The organism is Roseiconus lacunae (assembly GCF_008312935.1).
Classification (GTDB): Bacteria; Planctomycetota; Planctomycetia; order Pirellulales; family Pirellulaceae; genus Stieleria; species Stieleria lacunae.
In genome coordinates, this window is the sequence record NZ_VSZO01000001.1 from 1,108,278 (window position 1) to 1,130,835 (window position 22,558).

27 protein-coding genes are annotated in these 22,558 nt (G+C 56.7%); 22 read left to right on the plus strand and 5 right to left on the minus strand.

Annotation, left to right across the window (positions count from 1 at the left end):
- The first annotated feature begins 83 nt into the window (after positions 1-83).
- From FYC48_RS04060 to FYC48_RS04120, 13 genes are all read left to right on the plus strand, one after another.
- Positions 84-1,388, plus strand: coding sequence for a hypothetical protein (locus FYC48_RS04060; protein ID WP_149495372.1), 1,305 nt, complete (start codon positions 84-86; stop codon positions 1,386-1,388).
- A gap of 331 nt (positions 1,389-1,719) precedes the next feature.
- Positions 1,720-1,917, plus strand: coding sequence for a hypothetical protein (locus FYC48_RS04065; protein WP_149495373.1), 198 nt, complete (start codon positions 1,720-1,722; stop codon positions 1,915-1,917).
- A 60-nt stretch (positions 1,918-1,977) separates the two neighbouring features.
- A complete protein-coding gene (locus FYC48_RS04070; RefSeq protein WP_149495374.1) occupies positions 1,978-3,318 on the plus strand; it encodes a phage portal protein in 1,341 nt (446 codons plus the stop codon).
- A gap of 121 nt (positions 3,319-3,439) precedes the next feature.
- Complete coding sequence (locus tag FYC48_RS04075) at positions 3,440-5,464, plus strand: phage major capsid protein (protein WP_149495375.1); 2,025 nt, start codon at positions 3,440-3,442, stop codon at positions 5,462-5,464.
- Positions 5,465-5,519: 55 nt separating this feature from the next.
- Entirely contained in the window at positions 5,520-5,849 is a 330-nt protein-coding gene (locus tag FYC48_RS04080; protein WP_149495376.1) for a DUF2190 family protein, read from the plus strand.
- Between the two features lie 21 nt (positions 5,850-5,870).
- Positions 5,871-6,221 (plus strand): DUF2190 family protein, encoded by a 351-nt coding sequence (locus FYC48_RS04085; protein WP_149495377.1) that lies wholly within the window; start codon positions 5,871-5,873, stop codon positions 6,219-6,221.
- A gap of 104 nt (positions 6,222-6,325) precedes the next feature.
- Positions 6,326-6,856, plus strand: coding sequence for a hypothetical protein (locus FYC48_RS04090; RefSeq protein ID WP_235034054.1), 531 nt, complete (start codon positions 6,326-6,328; stop codon positions 6,854-6,856).
- A complete protein-coding gene (locus FYC48_RS04095; protein WP_149495379.1) occupies positions 6,846-7,880 on the plus strand; it encodes a hypothetical protein in 1,035 nt (344 codons plus the stop codon). The genes FYC48_RS04090 and FYC48_RS04095 overlap by 11 nt, the downstream gene beginning before the upstream one ends.
- Before the next feature lie 5 nt (positions 7,881-7,885).
- Complete coding sequence (locus FYC48_RS04100) at positions 7,886-8,164, plus strand: hypothetical protein (RefSeq protein ID WP_149495380.1); 279 nt, start codon at positions 7,886-7,888, stop codon at positions 8,162-8,164.
- Positions 8,161-8,541 carry a hypothetical protein gene (locus FYC48_RS04105; protein WP_149495381.1) on the plus strand — a complete coding sequence of 127 codons (381 nt, stop codon included), beginning with the start codon at positions 8,161-8,163 and terminating at the stop codon, positions 8,539-8,541. The genes FYC48_RS04100 and FYC48_RS04105 overlap by 4 nt, the downstream gene beginning before the upstream one ends.
- Positions 8,538-8,981, plus strand: coding sequence for a hypothetical protein (locus FYC48_RS04110; protein ID WP_149495382.1), 444 nt, complete (start codon positions 8,538-8,540; stop codon positions 8,979-8,981). Before FYC48_RS04105 ends, FYC48_RS04110 begins: the two co-directional genes overlap by 4 nt.
- Complete coding sequence (locus FYC48_RS04115) at positions 8,978-9,535, plus strand: hypothetical protein (RefSeq protein WP_149495383.1); 558 nt, start codon at positions 8,978-8,980, stop codon at positions 9,533-9,535. Before FYC48_RS04110 ends, FYC48_RS04115 begins: the two co-directional genes overlap by 4 nt.
- Before the next feature lie 15 nt (positions 9,536-9,550).
- The gene (locus tag FYC48_RS04120; protein ID WP_149495384.1) at positions 9,551-9,964 is read left to right on the plus strand and encodes a hypothetical protein; all 414 of its coding nucleotides are present in this window, start codon (positions 9,551-9,553) and stop codon (positions 9,962-9,964) included.
- A 53-nt stretch (positions 9,965-10,017) separates the two neighbouring features.
- Here the strand turns inward: FYC48_RS04120 and FYC48_RS04125 are convergent, their stop codons facing one another.
- Positions 10,018-10,365 (minus strand): antibiotic biosynthesis monooxygenase family protein, encoded by a 348-nt coding sequence (locus tag FYC48_RS04125; protein WP_149495385.1) that lies wholly within the window; start codon positions 10,363-10,365, stop codon positions 10,018-10,020.
- A gap of 78 nt (positions 10,366-10,443) precedes the next feature.
- Here FYC48_RS04125 and FYC48_RS04130 point away from each other — a divergent pair, with 78 nt between their 5' ends.
- The 3 genes from FYC48_RS04130 (at position 10,444) to FYC48_RS04140 (ending at position 15,126) form a co-directional block, all read left to right on the plus strand.
- A complete protein-coding gene (locus tag FYC48_RS04130; RefSeq protein ID WP_149495386.1) occupies positions 10,444-10,959 on the plus strand; it encodes a hypothetical protein in 516 nt (171 codons plus the stop codon).
- A gap of 241 nt (positions 10,960-11,200) precedes the next feature.
- Positions 11,201-14,335 carry a phage tail tape measure protein gene (locus tag FYC48_RS04135; protein ID WP_149495387.1) on the plus strand — a complete coding sequence of 1,045 codons (3,135 nt, stop codon included), beginning with the start codon at positions 11,201-11,203 and terminating at the stop codon, positions 14,333-14,335.
- Positions 14,335-15,126 (plus strand): hypothetical protein, encoded by a 792-nt coding sequence (locus FYC48_RS04140; RefSeq protein ID WP_149495388.1) that lies wholly within the window; start codon positions 14,335-14,337, stop codon positions 15,124-15,126. The genes FYC48_RS04135 and FYC48_RS04140 overlap by 1 nt, the downstream gene beginning before the upstream one ends.
- Here FYC48_RS04140 and FYC48_RS04145 read toward each other — a convergent pair.
- The 3 genes from FYC48_RS04145 to FYC48_RS04155 all read right to left on the minus strand — a co-directional run bounded on the left by FYC48_RS04145 (position 15,087) and on the right by FYC48_RS04155 (position 17,496).
- Positions 15,087-15,533 (minus strand): hypothetical protein, encoded by a 447-nt coding sequence (locus FYC48_RS04145; protein WP_149495389.1) that lies wholly within the window; start codon positions 15,531-15,533, stop codon positions 15,087-15,089. The genes FYC48_RS04140 and FYC48_RS04145 overlap by 40 nt on opposite strands.
- Positions 15,534-16,117: 584 nt before the next feature.
- Positions 16,118-16,558 (minus strand): hypothetical protein, encoded by a 441-nt coding sequence (locus tag FYC48_RS04150; protein ID WP_149495390.1) that lies wholly within the window; start codon positions 16,556-16,558, stop codon positions 16,118-16,120.
- 704 nt (positions 16,559-17,262) lie between these two features.
- Positions 17,263-17,496: a hypothetical protein gene (locus tag FYC48_RS04155; protein WP_149495391.1), complete on the minus strand. Its 234-nt coding sequence runs from the start codon at positions 17,494-17,496 to the stop codon at positions 17,263-17,265.
- 271 nt (positions 17,497-17,767) lie between these two features.
- On the opposite strand from FYC48_RS04155, the gene FYC48_RS04160 reads away from it, so the two are divergent.
- Genes FYC48_RS04160 through FYC48_RS04185 form a run of 6 tightly spaced genes read left to right on the plus strand, consistent with a single transcriptional unit; the run spans position 17,768 to position 22,373 of the window.
- Positions 17,768-18,334: a hypothetical protein gene (locus FYC48_RS04160; protein WP_149495392.1), complete on the plus strand. Its 567-nt coding sequence runs from the start codon at positions 17,768-17,770 to the stop codon at positions 18,332-18,334.
- Positions 18,312-19,682, plus strand: a complete 1,371-nt coding sequence (locus tag FYC48_RS04165; RefSeq protein WP_235034055.1) for a glycosyltransferase family 25 protein — start codon at positions 18,312-18,314, stop codon at positions 19,680-19,682. The genes FYC48_RS04160 and FYC48_RS04165 overlap by 23 nt, the downstream gene beginning before the upstream one ends.
- Positions 19,683-19,686: 4 nt before the next feature.
- A complete protein-coding gene (locus FYC48_RS04170; protein ID WP_149495393.1) occupies positions 19,687-20,448 on the plus strand; it encodes a glycosyltransferase family 2 protein in 762 nt (253 codons plus the stop codon).
- On the plus strand, positions 20,441-21,154 hold the full coding sequence (locus FYC48_RS04175) for a glycosyltransferase (RefSeq protein WP_149495394.1): 714 nt from the start codon (positions 20,441-20,443) through the stop codon (positions 21,152-21,154). Before FYC48_RS04170 ends, FYC48_RS04175 begins: the two co-directional genes overlap by 8 nt.
- Positions 21,151-21,957, plus strand: coding sequence for a radical SAM protein (locus FYC48_RS04180; protein WP_200836530.1), 807 nt, complete (start codon positions 21,151-21,153; stop codon positions 21,955-21,957). Before FYC48_RS04175 ends, FYC48_RS04180 begins: the two co-directional genes overlap by 4 nt.
- A complete protein-coding gene (locus FYC48_RS04185) occupies positions 21,954-22,373 on the plus strand; it encodes a hypothetical protein (protein WP_149495396.1) in 420 nt (139 codons plus the stop codon). The genes FYC48_RS04180 and FYC48_RS04185 overlap by 4 nt, the downstream gene beginning before the upstream one ends.
- Here FYC48_RS04185 and FYC48_RS04190 read toward each other — a convergent pair.
- Positions 22,367-22,558: a hypothetical protein gene (locus FYC48_RS04190; RefSeq protein ID WP_199773766.1), complete on the minus strand. Its 192-nt coding sequence runs from the start codon at positions 22,556-22,558 to the stop codon at positions 22,367-22,369. The genes FYC48_RS04185 and FYC48_RS04190 overlap by 7 nt on opposite strands.

The window sequence follows — 22,558 nt, forward strand, 5'->3', positions numbered from 1 at the left end:
TTGGCTGTATATCAACAGAGATCGCGGCAGCGAAGTCCGCTTCTTGTTACTGACGATTTATTTCGCGTGAAGAGTGCTGGATCATGATTCAAACCCATCTCGATATTTCAAAACGCATGATGGAGCGTTGGTCTCCGTTTCCAAACACGCAAACACTTGGTTCTTACTGCCCCTTCAGCCAGCAGATAACCCTGCATCAATGCAGTGAAAAGGAGCTCAAATCCGCCCTCGCGGGCGAAGACGAAACTGCAGGGCTGCGGGTGCTCCCGCTTCTTGCGCACGAGTTACAGCACTTTGTAGACAATCTAGGAACGCTCTGGGGTCGGCAGCACCTTGTCAAAATCTTTACCGCATTTAAGGTCCGCGCTGAATGCGACCTCCAGAACTTCCACGATGTAATAGGTTTGGTACGAGCCCTTCGCCGCGTTGACTACAACGACTACTACACAGAACTGCTTACCGCAGTCTCCGAGCCTTGGGACGGAAACGTGTGGCAATACCAGTTCACCTGTGGGCTGGAGATTGGCCCCAACGGATTGCCGGACAAATCCCGTCCGCTATTGTTTACGCAATTTGCAACTCACTCCGGTGCGCCCGTATGCCGGGTACCACTTTCAGTCGCTTCACTTCTTGAGTTGCGCTCAGTCGCCGCAGAGATACATCGATTTCAAATTGTGCTCGATCAACTCGAGAAGGGCATGCGCGTAGTAGAGGAGAAATTATGGAGTAAGAAAATGCTTGAAACCCTATACGATCCGCTTCTCACAAAGTACACGGTTGCGGGGCACTGTCTTTCAAATGCTTTCAAAATCAAAGATTTGATAAACGCATTTACAATTGGATCTCACATAGCGGGAATTTGTTTGATGGCATCAGCTAGTGCCTTCGATTCACTCAAGGTGCCTTTGCAGATCTTAAACACATTTGGGCATCGATGTGACAGCTTTCTCAAGAACCGCGATCCCACCTTCATGTATTTTGTCTTGGTGCAGCATGCCCGAGACCTCGCGTTCGAAGAATGCGTCGATGTTCTTGAGCATCTAAATGCAATATTGAGTCGTTCTGGGCTTGGAAGCGTCACGGACGTTATTACCAATGGTGTTGCAGCTGCCCACGCAATCGAGGCACCAAGATCAGAGGGCATGCTTGGAGATCGCGTCGAGGACATTTGGCGACTCAGCAGCGGACTTATCGCCAACGCAGCATTCGCACACGGCGATGGACTTGGGCGGCTTCCGCTCCCACCAATACTAACGGCTGATAATGAGTTTTTCATGGCTGATGACAGTCTTAATGCAGGCACATTTGCGAGAAGCGAAGACTGGCACACGGAGTCGTTCAGGCTTTACAACCTAGTCGTAGAGTTCGCAGATGCGGTGATTCCCTGATCTGTTGGAACAAATACATGCGGCGCTAGATTAGAGCTTTTTTACAGCCAAGTCTATTCTCGCTTAATACAAAGCTGCCGCGATGGGACATCTTTAAAAGGCCGAGCTTTAGACTGTTTTGGGAGCGTCGATCTTGGATTTGTTTGGCTAGCCGCAATTGCTTATGGCAGGCTCGGTAATATTTCCATTCGACCTACAGGCAAGTACGCGGTTCACATTAGTGCCGAGCAAGGTAAATGCCGGAATTTTCTAGGTGAAGCCTCGTCGGTAGACGGTGCGACCGGGTAGGTGTATTCGCAGAAGAAAGCATCTCTTTCCTAACGAGATATCTGTGGCGGATGACCTTCAAGACGAGATTCGTGAGAACGCCTCGGGGCCGGCGAAGGCTTCGGGCGATGCTGGGTCGGTGGAACAGCACAAGCTGACCGATCAGACTGCAGCGGACAAACATCTCGCCGGCAAGAATGCCGTTGCCAAACCGCATCGCGGGCTCCGCTTCAACAAGATCGTGCCGCCGTCGGCTGGCTGATCTTTCTTTCGCTCTCCAATCCACAAGGGCTGCCGGGGACGGCAACAGGAAACAGCACGGATGCTGAAACATTTGTCAGGGATCATCGAGCAATTGCGCGGCGGAGGACTCCATCGCTCCGTCGCCTCTGGACGCTCGCCCCGGCAGCCCTTCTTCTCCCGTTTGCGTGCCAAGTATGACGCTGCAAACACGACACTCGACAATATCAAACATTGGTCGCGAGCCGACGGGCTTTCAGCCTCCGCAGCCAACAGTCCCGACGTCCGACGAACACTCCGCAATCGATCGCGGTACGAGGTCGCGAATAACAGTTACGCTCGCGGTATCACGCTGACGCTTGCCAACGATGTCGTTGGGACCGGACCGCGGTTGCAGATGCTCACCGCGGATGATGCGGCGAATCGATTTGTTGAAACGGAGTTCATTGCTTGGTGTGAAGCGGTTGGTTTAGCGGAAAAGCTGCGAACGATGCGATTGGCCCGGGTGGCAGACGGGGAATCGTTTGGGCTGCTTACCAGCAATGAGCGACTAGAGACTCCGGTGAATCTGGATCTGCGTCTGATTGAAGCCGATCAAGTTGCTTCGCCGACACTCGCACCCGACACACGTCGCTACCTGGATGGCATCCAATTCGATGCCGATGGCAATCCGGTCGCGTACGACGTGCTGAAGAACCATCCCGGCGACGGCTTCTTTGTGCTAGATGATGAATACGACACAGTGCCAGCCGCCGACGTCGTCCACTATTTTCGCTGCGACCGTCCTGGACAGATTCGCGGCATCCCGGACATCACGCCGGCGCTGCCGCTATTTGCACAACTGAGGCGATCCACTCTAGCGGTCCTGGCCGCGGCGGAAACGGCAGCTGAATTCGCCGGCATCCTTTACACCGATGCGCCGGCCAATGGTGAAGCCGATGCGGCCGAACCTGTCGAGCCGATCGAACTCGAAAAACGAATGCTGCTGACGATGCCCGGTGGCTGGAAGATGGCTCAAATGAAGAGTGAGCAGCCATCGACCACGTACAGCGAGTTTAAGAAAGAGATCCTCAACGAGATCGCGCGTTGTTTGAACATGCCGTTCAATGTCGCTGCTGGGAATTCGTCGGGCTACAACTACGCCAGTGGGCGGCTCGACCACCAGACCTACTTTAAATCGATTCGGGTCGAGCAATCACAACTCGCCCGCGTGGTACTCGACCGCATCCTGCACGCTTGGCTTCGCGAAGCCATTCTCATCGAGGGCTATCTGCCCAATTCGCTTCGTACGCTCGACTCCACGTTCGAGCACCAATGGTTCTGGGACGGACACGAACATGTCGATCCCGCCAAAGAAGCCAATGCCCAAAAGATCCGTCTCGCCAGTCATACGACAACTCTGGCTATCGAATTTGCGCGGTAGGGGCGTGACTGGGAGACGGAACTCAAACAACGTGCGAAAGAGATCGCCCTGATGCGTGACCTCGGTCTGACGATCGAGTCCGAAACTGATTCTTCATCCGAACCCGAAGTCACGGAAGACCATGCCGAAGACACTGAACCCCAAACCGCTTGAAGCGGAATCCGAATCCGTCCCCAGTTCGCTGCGTATCGTCTGCGATGACGCCGCGACGATCACGCTTGCCGCCGCTGATCCGCCGATCGAAGGCGACGACAAGCCGGCACTGCGGAAGTTTTCGATGGTGGCTTACACCGGCGGTGCGATGCGACTGGGCGGTTGGCCTTATCCAGTCGTCGTTGACCTGGCTGGTCTGCGTGTGACTCGAAAGTCTCGACCGATTCTCAAAGACCACGACCGCGGATCAATCGTCGGCCACACCGACGATATCAAGATCAGCGATCGATCACTGGAGGTTGCTGGTGTCATTTCCGGAGTCGGCGTGACGGCCCAAGAAGTGATCGCGACCAGCGAAAACGGTTTCCCGTGGCAGGCGTCGCTCGGGGCCACCGCCGACAAAGTGGTCTTCATCCCGGAAGGCAAAACGGCCAAAGCCAACGGGCGTGATCATTCCGGCCCACTCTACATCGCCCGCAAGTCCACTCTTGGTGAAGTCTCCTTTGTCGCACTTGGTGCCGACGACAACACCGAAGCCCGCGTCGCCGCCGGCCAATCAGATGAGGACGATCCTGAAACCAGCGACGAAGAAAACAACGACAACCTCGAACCTGTCAATGCGAGTCTCGAAATGCCCACGAAGCCGAAAGCCAAACCGCAATCTCAATCGCTTTCGGCCGTCGAGCAGATGCGTGCCGAGGCCGCTGCCGAGTCACGTCGCATCGCCGGCATTCGCAAGCTCTGCGGCGACAAGCATCCCACCATCGAGGCCGATGCGATCAAGCAAGGCTGGTCGGTCACGAAAACGGAACTCACCGTGTTACGCAGCGAACGCCCCAAAGCTCCCGATCAATCGCAACACTCGCCGCGGTACAACCGCGAGGTTCTCGAAGCGGCCGCTTGTCTGTCCGTTGGTATCGATGAAAAGACGCTGTTGGCCAGCTATGGCGAGCGAACACTCGAAGCCGCAAACCCGCTCCGCCACATCGGCTTGAAGGAACTCGTCGCCGAGTGTGCACGCAGCGAAGGCATCGACGTTCCGCGTGTGTTTGGCGACGGAACTGAAACCATCCGCGCCGGTTTTTCGTCGATGAGCTTGCCGAGCATTATGGAAAACGTCATGAACAAGACGTTGCTCGCGGCTTACCAGAACACGCCGATCGCCGCGTTCGATCTATGCAGTGTCGGTACCGTCTCCGATTTCAAAGAGGTTTCACGCTATCGACTCCTTGGTACTGGCGGCTTCGAACAGGTCGCTCCCGACGGCGAGCTCAAGCATGGAAAACTGTCGGACCAGAAGTTCACGAACAAGGCCGACACCTACGGTCAGATCCTCACACTGACTCGGCACGACATTATCAACGATGATCTCAACGCCTTCATGGACATCCCACGCCAAATGGGACGCTCCGGTGCTGAGTCGATCGATGATTTGTTCTTCACACTGTTGCTGAAGAACTCGGGATTCTTCTCCTCGGCGAACGCCAACTTCTTGCAGGGGCCAGACACCAAGTTCGGACCGGACAGTCTTACCGTCGCCAAAACGACTTTCCGTAAACAAAAGGCTGGTCCGGGTGGCAAACCCAAGGACCAGAAGCCTATCAACATTCGGCCCGAATACTTGGTGGTGCCAGTCGAATTAGAAACCGAAGCGGAACTGTTGATGGGCTCGGCCCAGTTGATGATCTACGCACAAGGGTCGCCGACCAAGATTCCGGTCGACAACCCACACCGTAACAAGTATCGCGTCATTTCAACGCCGCATCTTTCGGACTCCTACTACCAAGGTGCGTCTAGCACAGCCTGGTACCTCTTCGCCAACCCGCGAGTCCTTCCAGCGTTTGAGATTGTGTTCCTCAACGGTCGCCGGACGCCGGTCATCGAGCGCGTGGAAATGCCTCCAAACACGCTCGGCATGGGCTTCCGCTCCTACATCGACTTCGGCGTGAACTCTCAAGATCACCGCGCCGCCGTGAAGGTCGCCGGCGAGTAGTGCTCGCTGCGATCCCACCTGATTCTCGATTTCTCAGCTTCTTAACTGGAATCCCATGCAAGCTCAATTCGTTCACGACGGCAAACACGTTGACTTCACGCCCGATGTCGACGTTCCGGTTGGATCAATCGTCATTCAAGGCGACTTGGTCGGCATCACCAAACGCGACCTCAAGGCGGACGTGCTTGGCTCGATTGCCGTTGAAGGCGTCTTCGATTTCCCGAAAGCCATGGCCAGCGAGGATGAGTACTCGGCGGGTCAGAAGGTGTATGCCACGAACGACGGCATCATCACTTTGATTGACACGAACACGGTGTATCTGGGCAAGGTCGTCGACGATGTTGCCGCGACCGACGAGTTTGTCCGCGTTCGTCTCAGCCAGTGATCAACCAAGTGATGAAGCCACGTGAGCAACGCCATTATCGTTCCCGCTGGGGTCAACTTCGTTCATGAAGGTGACACTATTCCATTCGTGCCAGATGTCGACATCGCACCGGGTGACGTTGTCGTTCTGAACAAACTGGTAGGCGTCGCCAAGTTCGGTATCTATGCGGGTGCTCGTGGCAGCGTCACGGTTCGCGGCGTCTTCAGCCTAGTCAAAGATCCAACCACGAACATTCCCGCCGGCACGATTCTCTACTGGTCCGAGATTAGCCATCACGTGATCAAGAACCAGTACGAGCATTCGATGATCGGAGTCTCGGTCGAAGATGCTCCGCCCAGCACACCGACCGTCCGAGTTCGGCTGCTTCAGTAATCTTGCATCAGGTCTTATTTCGCATGGATGCCAAGTTGCGATCTCTCGTCTTGCTATGTGCTCTCATCGTCTGCACGGGTTGTCTACCGCAACGCGATGTGCAAGTGCGACCGTTGCCGGCCCCGCCACCGGAACAGCCCATCGCCAACCTGCCGCCGCAGTTGCATCAACGCAATTGGACTGGCCGACTGAATCAGGGCAGTTGCGTTCACGCGTCGCTGGTCAATCACTTGCGATGGCTCAACGAGTTTGAACTCGGTGAACGTTGGCGAGCGACCTACAGCGACGGTGAGTGGGACACGCGTTTGCGAAACCGGCTCGATGCGGCTGGCATCGACTACAGCTACACGATTAAAGCTGACCCTCGCTTCCTCGACTGGGCCAACGCAACACGACGCGGCGCGATCCTTTGGTGGAAGCCCGCACATTGCTGCACCTTCGTCGGTTGGGTCGAGCGAAATGGTCAGCAGTACGCCGCGATCCTCGACAACAACTATCCCGGCCGCTTTGAGCTCACGCCACGAGAACAGTTTGTACGCCTCTGGGCGGGTTACGGCGGATTCGCACTGACCGTTATGGAAGACCCCGCCAGTTCCTTGCCCTATCGAAGTTATGAGGTCATTGATGAAGGATGAAATTCGGATCCGGCTGAGCGTCGGCCTGATCGTGGTGGCGGTCCTGCATGCCGTCTTGCTGGGTGCAGTCTTCACGGCATTGCACCGAACGCCCCAACCGCAAACCAATGATGACTGGCGACTTCCCACGGCGAGACCAACTCCGCCGGCTGGCCGGCAGATTGAAAAACTGCCCGAACCCGCTCAGGTGAACCTCGACGCACAAGGGGAACTCAAGCAGCAATCTGGATACTGCCCGCCACCTTGTCCGCCAGTTGTGCGACCGACACTGCGACCGTATCGCGTGGTCCCTGCCACGCCAGTTGTTCGCCCGTCGACGCCAACCCCAGCAACCGTGCCCGCACCGACGGTTCCTGCGCCGATCATCGTCACGCCAACGAACTCCGCCGGTAACACAGCCGCAGAAACTGCGACGAAGCGATACCAAATCGCCTTGTTCGTCGGCAACGACGCGAAGAGTCAGCAACTGCTGGACTGGTTCAACGAGGACGTCAAGCTATCGAAGCTCCGACAGAGCTGCGAGTTTCAGGTCTATACCGAAAGCAATGCCCTCTACAAGACTCGCTATGCGGACATTGTCCCGGCCAGCCAGTTTCCGGTCGTCCTCTTCCAGGATTCGAGCGGTGGTCACGTCCATGCCGCCGGCTACACGATGTTGCCGTCGACTCCGGCGGAACTATTCGACGACCTGCGACACGGTTACGAACTCTATCAGCAAACTCGTCAAGCTCAGAAGACTGGCGCTCTGAAGTCACGCGGCTACTCTTGGGATTCGGCGATCTCACCGACGCTTCAACTCTCTCCGGAAGACTGTCCCGATGGTTACTGTCCGATCGAACCGACGGAACCAACGTGGCGACCGTTCGATCGTGATCGAGACCGTGATCGCGAACCACTCTTTGACCGCGATTCCGGTGGACGCAACGCATTCATCTGGGCGGGTGCCGGCGAACTGGCGACCCTGGCGTTGATTGTCGTCGCGATCATTCTGCTCGGATTCATTCTCATCAAGCGAGGCATGTAAGGCTCATGATTCTTGGAATTGCAACTGTTGTCGTCCTGGTGCTCGTTGCGGTGGCCTTGCTCCCGTCAAAGAAACGCGACCGAGACGGCAACAATCTCAACTTCACCCAGCCGTTCGTCCGCCCGACCAACTACCGGCAACAACAGCTCAACGAAGAAGCCGAAGCGATCGCCGACGAATATCAACGTCGCGCCGATGAAGCCTGGCGTGAAGAGTTGGGCGAAAAAGCCGCAACGCTGTTGAAGGCGAAGCCGGCAGCCACATCACGGTCCACCAAATCGTGAGCGACCTGCTTGCACGCGGTCAGGCGTGGCTCTCTGAGAAGCTGACCAAACACGCATCACGCATGGTTTCATACCAACGCGATGAACTGTCGGTCGAGCTTCCGGCAACGATCGGAAAGTCAGAATACGAGCAGGACGATGGCGAAGGCATTATCTCGCGAGCCCAAGTCCGTGACTTTCTGATCAACTCCAAAGACCTGCTCAATAGTTCCATCGGTACTTGGCCGCGACGCGGCGATCGCATTCTCGAAACGGACGGTGACACAACGTTCGTCTACGAGTTGATGTCGATTGGCAACGAGCCGCCGTGGCGATACAGCGATCCCTTTCGGGTCAAACTTCGCATCCACACCAAACTGGTTGATACTCTTTCATGACCGCGACTCCCGCCACCGTCATTCAGATCGCCGAGAGTGTTGTCGCCGAGATCAACGCCGGCGACTTCAGCAAGAAGAACCTCGCAGCCCAACGACTCTATGTTCCCAACTTCGACCTCGAAGACATGAAGGAACTGCGAGTCACTGTGGTGCCACGCGAAGTCGAATACCTACCACTCGATCGAGTCAGCAACAAGTTCCACGCAACCATCGACGTAGCGGTCCAGAAGAAGTTTTCCAAGGGTGACGCTAAAGAGATCGACCCGCTTGTCTTCTTTGTCGAGGAATTGGCCGACTACTTTCGCCTCAAACGGCTCAACTCCTTCGTCGCCGCCCGCTGCGTTAAGGTCGAGAACGCAGTGCTCTACTCCGCCGAACACTGGACGCAGTTCAATCAGTTCACAAGCCTACTGACACTTACGTTTGAACTGGCCAAGTGATCCATATCCGGACTCGTGTCCGATTCAACCAAGACCAGGTCCAAAAGAAAGTTCAGGCCGCCAACTTTCGGTCACTCGGGCACGCGGCCGGTACGATTCGACTGACCGCCAAGCGGTCGATCCGCAAACGCAAGAAGCCATCCAGCCCCGGATCACCGCCGCACACGCAGACCGGCATGCTCCGTCGGGTGATTCGCTACGAGGTGAATCGGGATCGCGAAGAAGCCGTCGTCGGGCCGGTCAACGAGATTGCTGGCCGACTGTGGAACCTGCACGAGTTTGGAGGCGTTTCCACGAAGCGCCGCAAACTCAAACGTCATCGCTTCCGCGTCGGTGAACACGGTCCGATTCGAGTCATCCGGCCTGGCAAGTTCGCTCGAACGAAGCTACTGACCGGTGCCCAAGCCAACCGTGCAACCCGACTGATCGAAGCTGAAAACGAACGTCGCGGTGCATCAAAGCCACGTCGTTATCCGAAACGCCCATTCATGCGGCCCGCCCTCGAAGCTAATCAATCACGCTTGCCCAAGTTCTGGCGTGACAGTGTGAAGTAACTCGCGAGAAACCTTATGTCAGCTGAAGTAGTCCTCGGTCTCGACGCCGTTCTCACTATCGATGGCGCCGAGATCAAGAACGTCAAAGACCTGACGGTCAACTTAGAAAAGGCCGAGGCCGATGCTTCGACGCGGGCCAACAACGGCTGGCGAGCCACCGTGGGTACGCTGAAGGATGCCTCGATCGAGTTCACCGTGCTCAACAAGAACGGCGACACCTCGTTCGGCATGCTTCAGGGACTGTGGAGCAGCGGCACGCCGTGCGATGTCGGCATTTCAGATGCAGGCGGTGCGCTCGCGCTGACGTGCGAAGTCATGAACTTCAACGTCAACCAGAACCTGGAAGAGGTCGTCTCGGCTGATGTCACACTTAAGCCGACACAGTCTTCATCCGGCGGCGGAATGAATGTGGGTGCAAGTGGACCTTGATTAGTTTCCTCACAATTGACTTGACTGGATGAATTAAGAACACGGTTCGACATCTAGTCGCCGCGATCAAACCGATACTCTCGCTCTACGCGACAAACACGGACGGAGAAAGACTCGTACCACTTGGATCTTCCAAGCAACTGAGCCTCTTTGTGTTCAGACACCTGATGCCATTTGTGTATCGAATCGAGGTCTCGCCAATACGAAACGGTGATTCCGACACGCGTCGTGTCCCGGACACTTTCTACACCGAGAAATCCGTCCTGTTGAGCCGCCAGTTCAATCATCCGCTTCGCCGCTACGGCATATCCGCCATCGTCATCATCAGTCCGACATGATGTGAAGACGACAGAGTAATAAGGAGGCTCGGGGGTCACTGCAATCGGCTCATTGCTCTTCATTTGCTGCACTATCCTTGCTGTAAATGACATCTCGCTAAGCAATAAATCTACACAATTTCAGGTATATGACGGACTTCCATGCAAAAATTCATTGATCGTCGTGGTCGGGTTTGGATCGTCGATATCGACAACACGACGCTTCGCCGTGTGAAAACACTCACCGATGTTCGCTTGCTCGACGCGATCGACGGCGATTTGATCAACCGGTTGGCGACGGATCCGTTGTTGCTAGGCGACGTTCTGTTCGCGATCTGCAAACCCCAAGCGGATCAGCAGGACGTTGACGATGAAGCATTCGCCGAAGGCTTGGCGGGTGACGCCATTGATGAAGCCTGCAAAGCGGTCGTTGATGCATTGGTGGCCTACTTCCCGGAGTCCCGTCGCCGTCTTCTACGGAAGGCGGCCGACAAACAGCGGATGATCGAAACACGGGGACTGGAGGCGATCGAGCGGAGGCTGGACGATCCGACACTGGTGGATTCGATCGTGAGCGACCTCGAACAGAAACTCGGGGTGCCGACGTTGAACGCATCGTCATCGAACTCGCCGGCGTCGTCGGAGTCGACCCAGGACCACTCACCCTGCGCCAACTGATGCAAATGGCGGACGCTCGGCGACGCCACGATTGGAACATCGCCTCGAGCGTTATGGCATTGACCGCTGAGATCAATCGCGATCGCCGGCGCCGTCGCAAGCCGTTCAAGCCCGATGACTTTAATCCGTACACGGCCTCCAAGCCAGTGCCCGCCCAAGCAACTGTCGAACAAGTTGCGACACTTCTCGGTGCGGTGTTCACACCTTCTAGTCACACGCTTCTAGCAAGCAGCCATTCCCTATGTCCCAAGTCAGAGCCGGAGCCGCCTACGTCGAACTGCTGACCAAGGATGCAGCATTCGTGAAGGGGCTTCGATCGGCTCAAAAGCGACTGCAATCGTTCGGGCAATCAACTCGTTTGCTCGGCACGAAACTCATGGGACTCGGCACCGCTGCAGCAGCTCCTCTGGGAGGCAGCGTGGCGATCTTTTCCAACTTTGACGATGCCATGCGGGGTGTCGCGGCGATCACACAGGCGACGGAAGCGCAGCTGGAGTCGCTGCGCAATACCGCCAAGAAGCTTGGTGCAACAACTAGCTACTCGGCCAGCGAAGTTGCCTCGCTGATAACCGAACTCGGTCGTGCCGGTTTCAAGCCGGAACAGATCGAGAGAATGACCGCCGCGGTGATGAATATGGCTCGCGCGACCGGCACCGACGCCACGCAGGCCTCCGGCATCATGGCCGCCACCATCCGGCAATTTAGCATGGAAGCCGGCGAAGCAACGCGCGTTGCCGACGGATTGACCGCCGCGGCGAACAAATCGTTCAACACGGTGGAGTCGCTCGGCGAAGCCTTGTCGTATGCCGGTCCCGTTGCCGCCGATGCCAACATGAGCCTTGAAGAAACCCTGGCGGTGCTTGGAACGCTCGGCAACATGGGCATCCAAGGTTCATCGGCAGGTAACGCCATGCGTCGATTGCTGACGATCAGCGCGGCGGAATCTGAGAAATTCCAAGCCGTCTTCGGTGTGGCAACCAAGGATGTCAAGGGCAACGCCCGATCGCTGGTCGACATCCTGGGCGAAGTCGCTGCGGCGACCGCGAACATGGGCACGGCCGAGAAGGCGGAAAAGCTCAACGAAGTCTTCGGGTTGCTGGGCATCACGGCCGCCAGTTCCATCGGAAAATCGGTTGCTGATACGCGTGAGCTGTACCAAGAACTACAGAACGCCGGCGGGATTGCGGCTAAGACATCCGAGGAGATGGAAGGCGGTCTGGGCGGTGCGTTTCGGATCCTCAAATCTTCGATCGAGGGTGTTGCCATCGCAATCGGTGAATCGCTCGAAGGTAGCGTCACCAACATGGTCAATGCGTTTAGCCGGGCTGCTTCAGGGGTGATTGAGTGGATCAATAAGAATCAAAAGATTGTCAAGATTGCGGCGGCAAGTGCGGTAGCCATCATCGGAATCGGCGCCGCACTATTCACGCTTGGTTCGTTTGCCGCCGCGGCATCCTTCGCCGTTGGAGGCTTGGCCAGCATCTTTAGTTTCATTGGTGCCTCCATCGGCGTCATTGTCAGTGCTGTCGGGATGTTGTTCACTCCGCTGGGGCTGGTCGTCGCTGCAATCGCGGCCCTCGGTGGCTATTTCCTGTATTCAACCGGCATCGCTGGCAAGGCCATTGAGTATCTGGGCAGCGTCTTCGAAGTCCTTAAAGCGGAAACGTTGGCCGCCTTCGGTGCTATCGCCAACGCGCTGGCGGCGGGCGATATCACCGCGGCCACTGATGTGCTTTGGTCGTACCTGAAACTCCAATGGATCAAGGGCACTACCTTTTTGCAAACCAAATGGTCCGAGTTCACTCAGTACATTGCGGATGTCTGGGCGGACTCGGCCTATGCCATTGGTGACGTACTCATCGGTGCGTTGTCTGGATTGGCGGGTGTGTGGAATGAAACGCTCGGATTCATGGCCGACGGTTGGACCATTCTGACTACCGCAGTCCAGAAAGGCTGGAACAATACGATTGGCTTTCTGAAGAAGGGATTTCTCAAGCTTCATGAATTAGTCGATATCGCCGGCGACGTCGCCGTGCAAGTCGGTGGCGTGCTGATCAATGCCCTGGCTGGCGTTGAGAAAGCATGGGTCGAAACAGTCGACTACTTGGCCGACACATGGACCGTGTTTGTCGGCCAAGTGAAGTCGATGTGGAATTCGACGGTCGGCTTCCTCAAGAAGGCATGGATCAAACTCAAAGCTCTGTTCGATGACGATATCAATGTCGACGTCGAAATGGCCAAGATCGACGCCGATACCCGCGCGGCCGAAGCGGCGGAGCAACAACGTCGCAACCAGGCAATCATTGAGCGGCAACAGCGACGATCGAAGCGGAAACAGCAGATCGAAGCCAACCGCATCGAGATGCAAAAGGGCATCGCGGCTCAACTCGAAGCACGGCGTAAAGCCCGTGAAGGTCGTGATCTCGATGCGGAAGTGCGAGCGATCGATGCGGAGACCGATGCAAAGAATGCGGTCGTCGATCAGTCGAAACAGCAACAGTTCCGGGAAAACGATTCTGCTCAGGCTCGACGACAGCAACTGATCGACGACACCACAAACGGCGTCCAATCCACTCTCGACCAAATGCGGGCCGAGTCCAAGGCGGCTCGTGAGGCAGCACGTGCGAATGAGTTGGGCGATCGCCAAAAGGAACGCGAGGATAAGATCGCGGCAGCACAAGCAGATTTCGAGGCCGCCATTGATCGGGCGAACAATGCGACCGCACCATCTGACCGTACCGATGAACCTGGTTCCCTACCTGACTTTGCCAAGCCGCCGAAACCGCCGGCGTTGCCTGAACCGATCAATCCCGATGACATCGATATTCCCCCGGTCGATCTCCCCGGGATCGATGATCCCGAATTGCAACCTCCGAATCCTAAGGATCTAAAGCTCGGAATCGATCCTGATGCTCAAGCATCAATCGATCGATTCGCGGATGGTCCCGACAGCACGGCGCAAGTCGAAACGGCAGGCAACTTCGATTCGCGAGGACTGGGACTCGGCAGCAGTGCGAGAAAGCTGGAACCTCTGAAACTGGATCCAATCGAACCGTTGGACGAGGAGGTAATCGCGGCGCCGCAGCTGAAAATTCCGGAGGAAGATAAACCTGTCGTCGAGGCATTGGCAGAAGTGGAGCCGGAAGCTGACGAACCGGCCCTGGATGTTGCGTCGATCAACGAAGCTTTCGCCTCGGTCCGTCAGTCGCTCACCGAATTCGACCTGGCACTCAGTGGTGCCACGTCTCGCTTGCAACTCCCCGCTTCGTCCGGCGATGGCATTACGGAGGACATGAAACGGGCGATCATCGCGACCGCAGAAAACACACGTCGGTTGGTCGAACGATCGAAGTCCGGAGGCTTGGTGTTTAGCTGATGAGCTTTTCGGCCGGCGGATACAATTTCGAGACCGCGGCGCTCTCCGAGAAGGCATCGCGAGGAAAATCGCATTCGGACTTCGTCGCCTATGTTGCGACCAACGGTGGCGCAGTCGATCCGGCGGCGGCTGCCAGCGCCGCCTACGGCTATTACAAAGCCAACTTCCCGGACCTGATTCCGTATTTGCAGATCGACGCCGAGTTCATCAACGCCAAGCACGCGTTGGTGAGCGTCACCATCAATAAGACCAAGCTCGATCCGGTCTCGTTCAACACGACCGGAGCAACCACGCACCTCAATCAATCCCTCGGCACCCGCGGAATCTATCCCGCACCGGGCAAGGTCGCTCCGATCTACCAGGGCGCGATCGGCGTCAGCGATTCCGGTGTCGAAGGCGTCGACGTGACCGTACCGGCATTCGAGTTCTCGGTGCGAAAGAAGTTCGAGTGGGTTTCGACCGCCTATTTGCTGGCCGTTGTGGCAATGACTGGCCGCACGAACTCGACCGACTGGTCCATTTTCGCTCCCGGCGAAGCTCTGTTTCTCGGAGCCGACGGTGGCGAAGACGAACAGAATTGGGTCGACATCACTTATCACTTCGCCGCGCGTCCCAACCAACCGGCGTTGTCCGTCGGCGCGATCTCGGGAATCAGTAAGCGGGGATGGGACTACTTGTGGGTCCGGCATGATGAAGAGGTGGTCGGCGATCGCGTTCTACGCCGTCCGGCCGCGGCCTACGTCGAGCAAGTCTATCCGGAGGGCAACTCTAACGCGCTGGGCATCAACTGATGACACGACGAGTTCGCCCCGGCGACCAGTACAATATCACCGCCACCGAGTACAACCGGCTGTTGGCGGCGGCCGATGCACTGCACAAGAATCGGTTGCCCGGTGGAGGCGGACCACGGACATACCTGCAGAACGCGGCGACGGTTCGCGTTCACAACATCACAACGCAGACGATTCCGATTGGTGGCGCGGCTGGATTCGTTCAGCCACTGACCGACCCGCTCGATGGTCCGGTCGAACTCGCTCGATTCGTCCGTGATGCGACAATCAAAGTTGGCAAACCTGGAGCGAGTGCTTCCACGGGTCGCGTGGGCGTCGCGATCGAACCGATCGCCGAAGACAAAATTGGTCGCGTCGTCTTCGATGGCGTTGTCGCGGCTCAAGTCAATATCACCAAGACCTGGCATGACTTTGCCGACGCATCACTGTCGCCGAGCTTCTATCTGGAATCCAAACCAGAGGGTTCGGCCCAGATCCTCTGGCGACGAAATCCGACGGAAACCGGTTTGCAGTGGGCAGTCGTCCGGGTTGGTCATCCGACCGACATCGCACATTTGGTCAAGGTTCCGGTCGGCGGCATCAGCGCCCGCCAGGGGACGACGACCGGCAGCGGGACATGTGATCTCCACCGACTAGACCAATCCGGCAACATCGAACCGGTGTTGGATGTCGACGGCGAACGGGTCCGCATCGTTGCTCGGAATCACTCGGCCCAGCGGATCCGCGGGCCAATCGAGGGTGCCGGGGACCAGTATCTATCGGTCACCTTCGACGGCAACCAATCGTGGGTGCTTGACCCGCCCAAGCAAACGCTACTCTGCAAACCAACCAAAAGAATCAAAGCCAAATCTTGGGGCACGGCTCGCGAGCTGCGATTTGACGGGACGCAGTGGCGACCGATCGGTGTCAACGTTTCAGTCTACAACGTCTGCGACTACGCGCTCTTGGCATCGCAGCAGATCGTTTGCCATTTCCATGAGGACACCTCGGCCTACCTCACGATTGGGTGCCGTTGCTGCGATGGCAGTAGTTCAAGCTCCAGCAGTTCATCGTCCAGCTCCAGCAGCAGCTCATCGTCAAGCAGCTCCTCGTCGGGTAGTTCATCATCAAGTGACTCGTCGTCTGGCAGTAGCTCTAGCAGCGCATCGTCCAGCCAAAGTTCATCGAGCAGCCTGGAATCATCCAGCTCGAGCAGTCTTTCGTCGAGTTCCAGCAGCTCGCTTTCTAGCTCTTCATCAAGCTCGCTTTCGTCGTCGTCCAGCAGCTCATCGTCATCATCAGGATCTAGCTCATCCAGCAGTTCCGTCAGTTCGTCGGAATCCAGCTCAAGTTCGTCATCGAGTTCATCCAGCTCGTCTTCCGGCAGTTCCTCATCGTCCAGTTCGTCATCATCCAGCAGCAGTTCCTCATCGAGTGATTCAAGTTCATCCAAAAGCAGCGAATCGAGTTCATCAAGCGGATCCTCGGACTCGTCAAGTCAGTCATCCAGTGACAGCTCAGCGTCATCTTCTGACTCGTCGGAATCGTCCGATTCGAAGTCTGAATCGTCCGATGCATCGAGTTCCGATTCGTCATCCAGCAATTCATCCCAAAGCAGCAGCGAATCTGAATCAAGCGAATCTCAGAGCGAAAGCGAATCGAGCCGCTCCTACAGCGAGCCGAGTTACTCAGGACCTAGTTCGTCATCAAACTCATCCGATTCATCTTCCGGATCTCAGTCGGCGAGTTCGTCGGGATCGGAATCGAGTGATTCGGATAGCGACTCGTACAGCTCAGCCAGCAATAGCGAACTATCCAGCACAAGCGAGTCAGTCTCTGCGTCATCTGGATCCAAGTCCGCATCAAGCGAGTCGGGAAGCGATTCAGGAAGCGACTCACACAGCGCATCTGCAAGCGAATCGTATTCTCAGCCCAGCCATTCACGCTCTTACTCCGCTTCAGCAAGCAGTCACAGCGAATCGGAATCAAGCCAATCACAATCCGAGTCGAAATCCGAATCAGAGAGTGAATCGCATTCGCAATCGACAAGCGAATCGGTAAGCGAATCGGTAAGCGAACCAAGCTACTCGCGAGAATCGTCCGCGAGCGAATCGCACTCCTACAGCCAGTCCGACTCGGGGAGTGGCTCGGTATCCGTCAGTGGATCTCTAAGCGAGTCCGGTTCACTAAGCGGTTCCGCCTCGCAATCAACGAGTGAATCCGAGTCAGGTAGTGATTCCAAATCAGCGTCCGACAGCCGTTCAAAATCGCAATCGGATAGCGGATCGCAATCAACCTCCGATAGCGACCGCCCCAGCGACAGCATTGATGATCCCAGTGTCGGTGATTCATCGGCAAGCGATAGTGAACCACCGTCAGAAAGTCATCCATCAACTTCTGACTCCGATCGACCAAGCCATAGCAGCGACCACAGTTCCGATCGCCCCAGCGAAAGTCGATCTGAATCCAGCGAAGGATCCGAACGACCGAGCCATAGTGACAGCGAACCGCCGTCCGAGGACAGCAGCGGATCGAGCGAACCGTGCAACAGCACCTGGATCTGGTCTTGCGGTTGGGAATTAGTCGATAGCGACTGCGAAGATCCCGGCGAGCCGCCGAGCAGTTCCGGAGCCTACGACGGTCAAGTTGCAGGGATGACCGCATGATTCACTGTCCCCACCTGACCCAAGACAACGCCTGTGAAGTCGCCGGACAAATGGCTGGCTGCAAGGTCCGAACGACGCCTTCAGCGTGCAACGCCTGCCAAGCCAACGAAAACCCGAGAGCGATCAACTTGGTCACGATCGGCATGGCGGTGGTCAACAAGAAGCGCCGCAAACGGGACACTCGCGAACTCGAGTCACTGCTTCGCAACTATCTACCGGAGCGTGATGAACCCGAGACGATCAAGATCGATCGTTTTCGTCCTGGTCCTGGCAATGAACTGAAACGCATGTTGGCGTGGTTTGCCAAGCCGAGCGAAACGTGCAACTGCGAAACCCGAGTCGACACGATGAACGACTGGGGCGCGGAAGGCTGTCGCCGCAACATCGACACGATCGTCGGCTGGTTACTTGAAGAAGCTCAATTAAGAGGTCTGCCCCATGGAAGGTTTACGGCTCGAATCGCCTGTGGACTCGTCAACACCGCCATCCGCAAGTTCGAACAAAAGTTCCCCGAAGGGGCATCCGAGCCGAACGACGATCTTGAAGACACAGTCGATCGTTGATCGCTGTTTCCTGATTAACCTCGACCGCCGGCCTGATCGGTTGCGGGAATGGCTCGAACAGTTGCCCGATCCATGGCCATTGCCCGAACCCGAGCGATTCCCGGCAATCGATGGCCGACATGTCGCCACACCGCCGCAATGGCGAGCCGGCAACGGAGCCTGGGGCTGTTATCGATCACATCTGTTGATCTTGGAAAAGTGCCTAACCGAACACATCGATTCGTATGTGGTGTTTGAAGACGACGCGGGATTCACCGAAGACTTTGCCGAACGCTTCACCGCATTCGTCGATGAGTTGCCGGCCGATTGGGGACTGGCCTACCTGGGCGGCCAGCACCTCTACGCCGGCAAACATCCGCCGCAGAAGGTCAGCGAACATGTCTATCGTCCCTACAACGTCAATCGCACTCACGCCTTCATGGTCCGCGGTCGCGAGAACATGAAAGCGCTGTATCGGCACCTGACCTGGAACGACTGGCACCACAAACACCACATCGATCATCACCTCGGTCGCTTCATTCAACGCCGCTACGAAGCACTCGTCCAGGGCAAGAACATTCAAAAGGAATCGATCGCCGTCTATACGCCCGATCGCTGGATGGTGGGACAGCTGCCGACGAAATCAAACATCTGCGGCCGGAAATGGAATCAGACGCGGTTTTTCAACGACGCCCGTAACGCTGATCATTCTGACGCACCATTCTTTGCGGTTCTCGGGCCGCATCGCGCTGGCACCTCCTGTGTTGCCATGGTCATGCATCATCTGGGCGTTCACATGGGCAACCAACTCGGCGGCTACGAGGCGACCGGCGGTGGCGAAGCGGTTGGACTCGCGCAGCTATGCGAGAAAGCCATGCGGTTTCCAGCGACCGACCCGGTGATCAGTGACCAGCAGCTGACCCAGCAACTGAAATCCTGGATCGTCTCGCGGAAGTCAGAAGCAAACCGAGACAAAACGGTTGCCGGAGGAAAGTACCCGCATCTGTGTCGTTTCGCAGAGCACCTGCACGCGGGACTCGGCGATTCACTACGCATCATTGCAGTGAACCGAGACATCGAAGCCTCCATCCGCAGTTTGCAAGATCGCTCCCGAAAGCACGCCGGTCAATGGTTCGCTGCCGACGATGAGGAGTGCGAGCGATTGCAGCGGAGTCTGCTGGAACACCGCGATCGATTCATCGAGTTGCATCCAGAGGTTCCGGTCTTCAAGATCGAGTTCGCCGAACTGACTGCTGAGCCAGATCGCATCATCGGCGAATTGATTGAATTCCTCGGCATTGAACCGACCGAGGACGAAATCGCCTCGGCCATCGCGCACGTCAACCCTGACCTAAGAAAGCACGGGTGATAGTATGAGCGAAGCAAAGCAATTCACCCCCGACGATATCACCTTCTGCATTAAGACCATCCATCGGCCGTGGTCCTGCCATCGGTTGGTGGAGTCACTGCGAACGCACTATTTTGATCCGAAAATCGTCGTGGTCGATGATGGTCGGCCTGAGTTGCGGTTTTCGGTCAAGTATCCGGAGACTGCTAAACACTGCCGAGTGATTGATCTTGATCGTCACGACGTCGGAGTCGGTGTGGGGCGTAACACGGTGATCGACGCCGCCGAAACTGAATTCATTTTCTTACTCGACGACGATCACGTCATCACGCCGGACCTGCACCTCCATCGAGTTTACGAGCGGATCCAGCAGCACGATATCGACATCCTCGGCGTGCGTCAGGGAGACGGCGGCCGGCCGATGCTGTTTGCTCCGCTGATGAATGGTCAGCGGATCTGGATGTTCCGAGGCGAACATCGGCGCATCGGCCCGCTGGCTTGGTGCGATATGTCCAGCAACGCATTTCTCGCGCGCCGAGACACGATCGCCAAGCTGCGATGGGATCCCGAAATCAAGACCTACGAACATTGGGAATTCTTCTACCGGGCCAGCCACATTGAAAAACTCAAAGTCGCCGTGGCGGAGGACTGCATGGTCGTTCATGCCCACGTTGGAGCCAAACCCTACGGCGATCTGCGCTGCCGGCCAAAGTTCAGGAAGCTCGGCCTTCGCAAACATGGCTTCCATTCAATGCGATACCCAGGAGGCGGCATCGTCCATGCGTGATCAAGTCACATTCTGCATCAAGACGATCCATCGACCGCAGTGTTGCGCTGCACTCGTGCGGAGCATTCACGAGTACTACGGAACCAATCGACCGGCGATCCATGTGCTCGACGATGGCAAACCGGAGTTGCGATTCTCTACCAATTGTCCGACCGAAGCGGCAATGGTGGACCAATTGATCGAGACAGATTTCGATATTGGATTATCCGCAGGCCGCAATCGATTGCTCGACGCGAGCGAGACGCCAATCGTCGTCTTCACCGATGACGATCATTTGGTGACGCAGCGAACAAGACTTCCGGAGCTGGTCGACAAGCTCAATAAGCACAACGACATCGATCTGCTCGCGGCCCTGAGCAACGATGAGGAGCGTCCGCGATTACTGAGAAGCAACGGTCGTCGTCTCCGTATCCATCGTGGCGCTCTGAAACAACGAGGCTCGATTCGTTGGTGCCACTACGTGGGCAATTGCTTCGTCGCCTACCGCGACATTCTGCAAGCGATCCGTTGGGACGAGTCTCTGAAGGTTGAAGAACACTGGGATTTCTTTTGGCGATGCAAAGTCGCTGGCGTCAATGTGGCCTGCGACGTCTCCCATTCATTCAAGCATGAACACATCGATCCGCCCGGCTACAAGCGACATCGTCCGCAATTCCTAAAACGCGGGCTGGAGAAACACGGTTTGGAGCAGGTGATTTGGCGATGATCGACCTTCCGGCGTTGGAGTATCACCTCGCACACGGTTGCAATTTATCGTGTCAGCAGTGCAGTCATTACAGCAATTTCCGCTTGGCGGGCACGATGCCTACGCCTGCTGATGCAAAAGCGGAATACGAAGTCTGGAATCATCGCATCCTACCGAAGCGATTCGCATTGCTCGGCGGTGAACCATTGCTGAACCCAAACTTGATCGAGCATCTGCGATTGGCTCGCGCGTGTTGGCCTCACTCGGATCTGATGTTAGTAACCAACGGGTTTTTCTTTGCTCGGCATCCCGCGCTTCCGAGAACTCTTATCGAGACCAATTGCCGGCTTGAGGTCAGTCAGCATGGTACCCACCCGTCATACCTCGATCGATTCCACGAGGTGAAACAGACTGTTTGGCGATGGCGAGAAGAGCATCCCGGTATTCAGATCAAGATTCGACAGTCGCATCGCGGTTGGATGCGGCAATACAACGTCAAAGATGGTAAGCCGGTTCCCTTCGATTCCGAACCGAAATCGGCCTATCGGGTTTGTATGCAGAAAACCTGCACGCAACTTTATCAAGCAAAGCTCTGGAAATGTCCAGCGCTCGCGTACCACGCACAACTCGAAGCAAAGCTGAAGTTGCACCACCTACCGCAATGGCAACCGTTCCGCGATTACCAAGCCTGCTCACCGGACGCGAGCGACGATGAAGTTCGCCGGTTCTTGCAGACAAAAGCGATTCACCAGTGCGGACTGTGTCCATCGAACCGCACCCAGTTTGTTCATCCAAATCCATTGCAACGGAGTGCCCTGCGATGACCCCGCATGATTCGTTCGAACCCGAAATGCCGCCGCCTCCATTCATTCCGCCGTTTGATCCGCCCGGTAGCGAGTCGCCATCGTTGCCCGCCGATCCCGATCCGCCGGAAGGATCCAGCACCGACGATGAGACGTCCAGCTCGGGATCGCGGCCCGACTGGTGGCCCGAGGATTGGCCGTGGCCGCCGGAACCCGAAGAACCCGTCGTGATCGAAGCCCCGCCGCCGATCCACACTTGGCCGCGACTGCCGCCCGACCATCCGTACTACGTACCGCCTGGCTACTCCGCGCCGGACAACCTGCCGCCCGGTCACCCCGGTGAGTACTATCCTGGCATGCCGCCGTATCCAGTCGTTCACCCGGTACCGGATGAACCGGAAGGCTCGACTGGAGATGGAAGCTTCACCAGTCAATGACGCTTCTTGCTCTTCCAGGTTCCACCGTATTGATAGTGTGGATTGTCAGGTTTGACTTTGCCGAGGCAGGTCGGGCAAACGAAAATCCAGTCGCCGTCTTCCTCGACGCGAACCCGGTAGAGAACATCGTTGGTTTCATTGCAGCGACCGCAGGGCTTTGTCCTGACTCGTTTGATCTTCGCCAA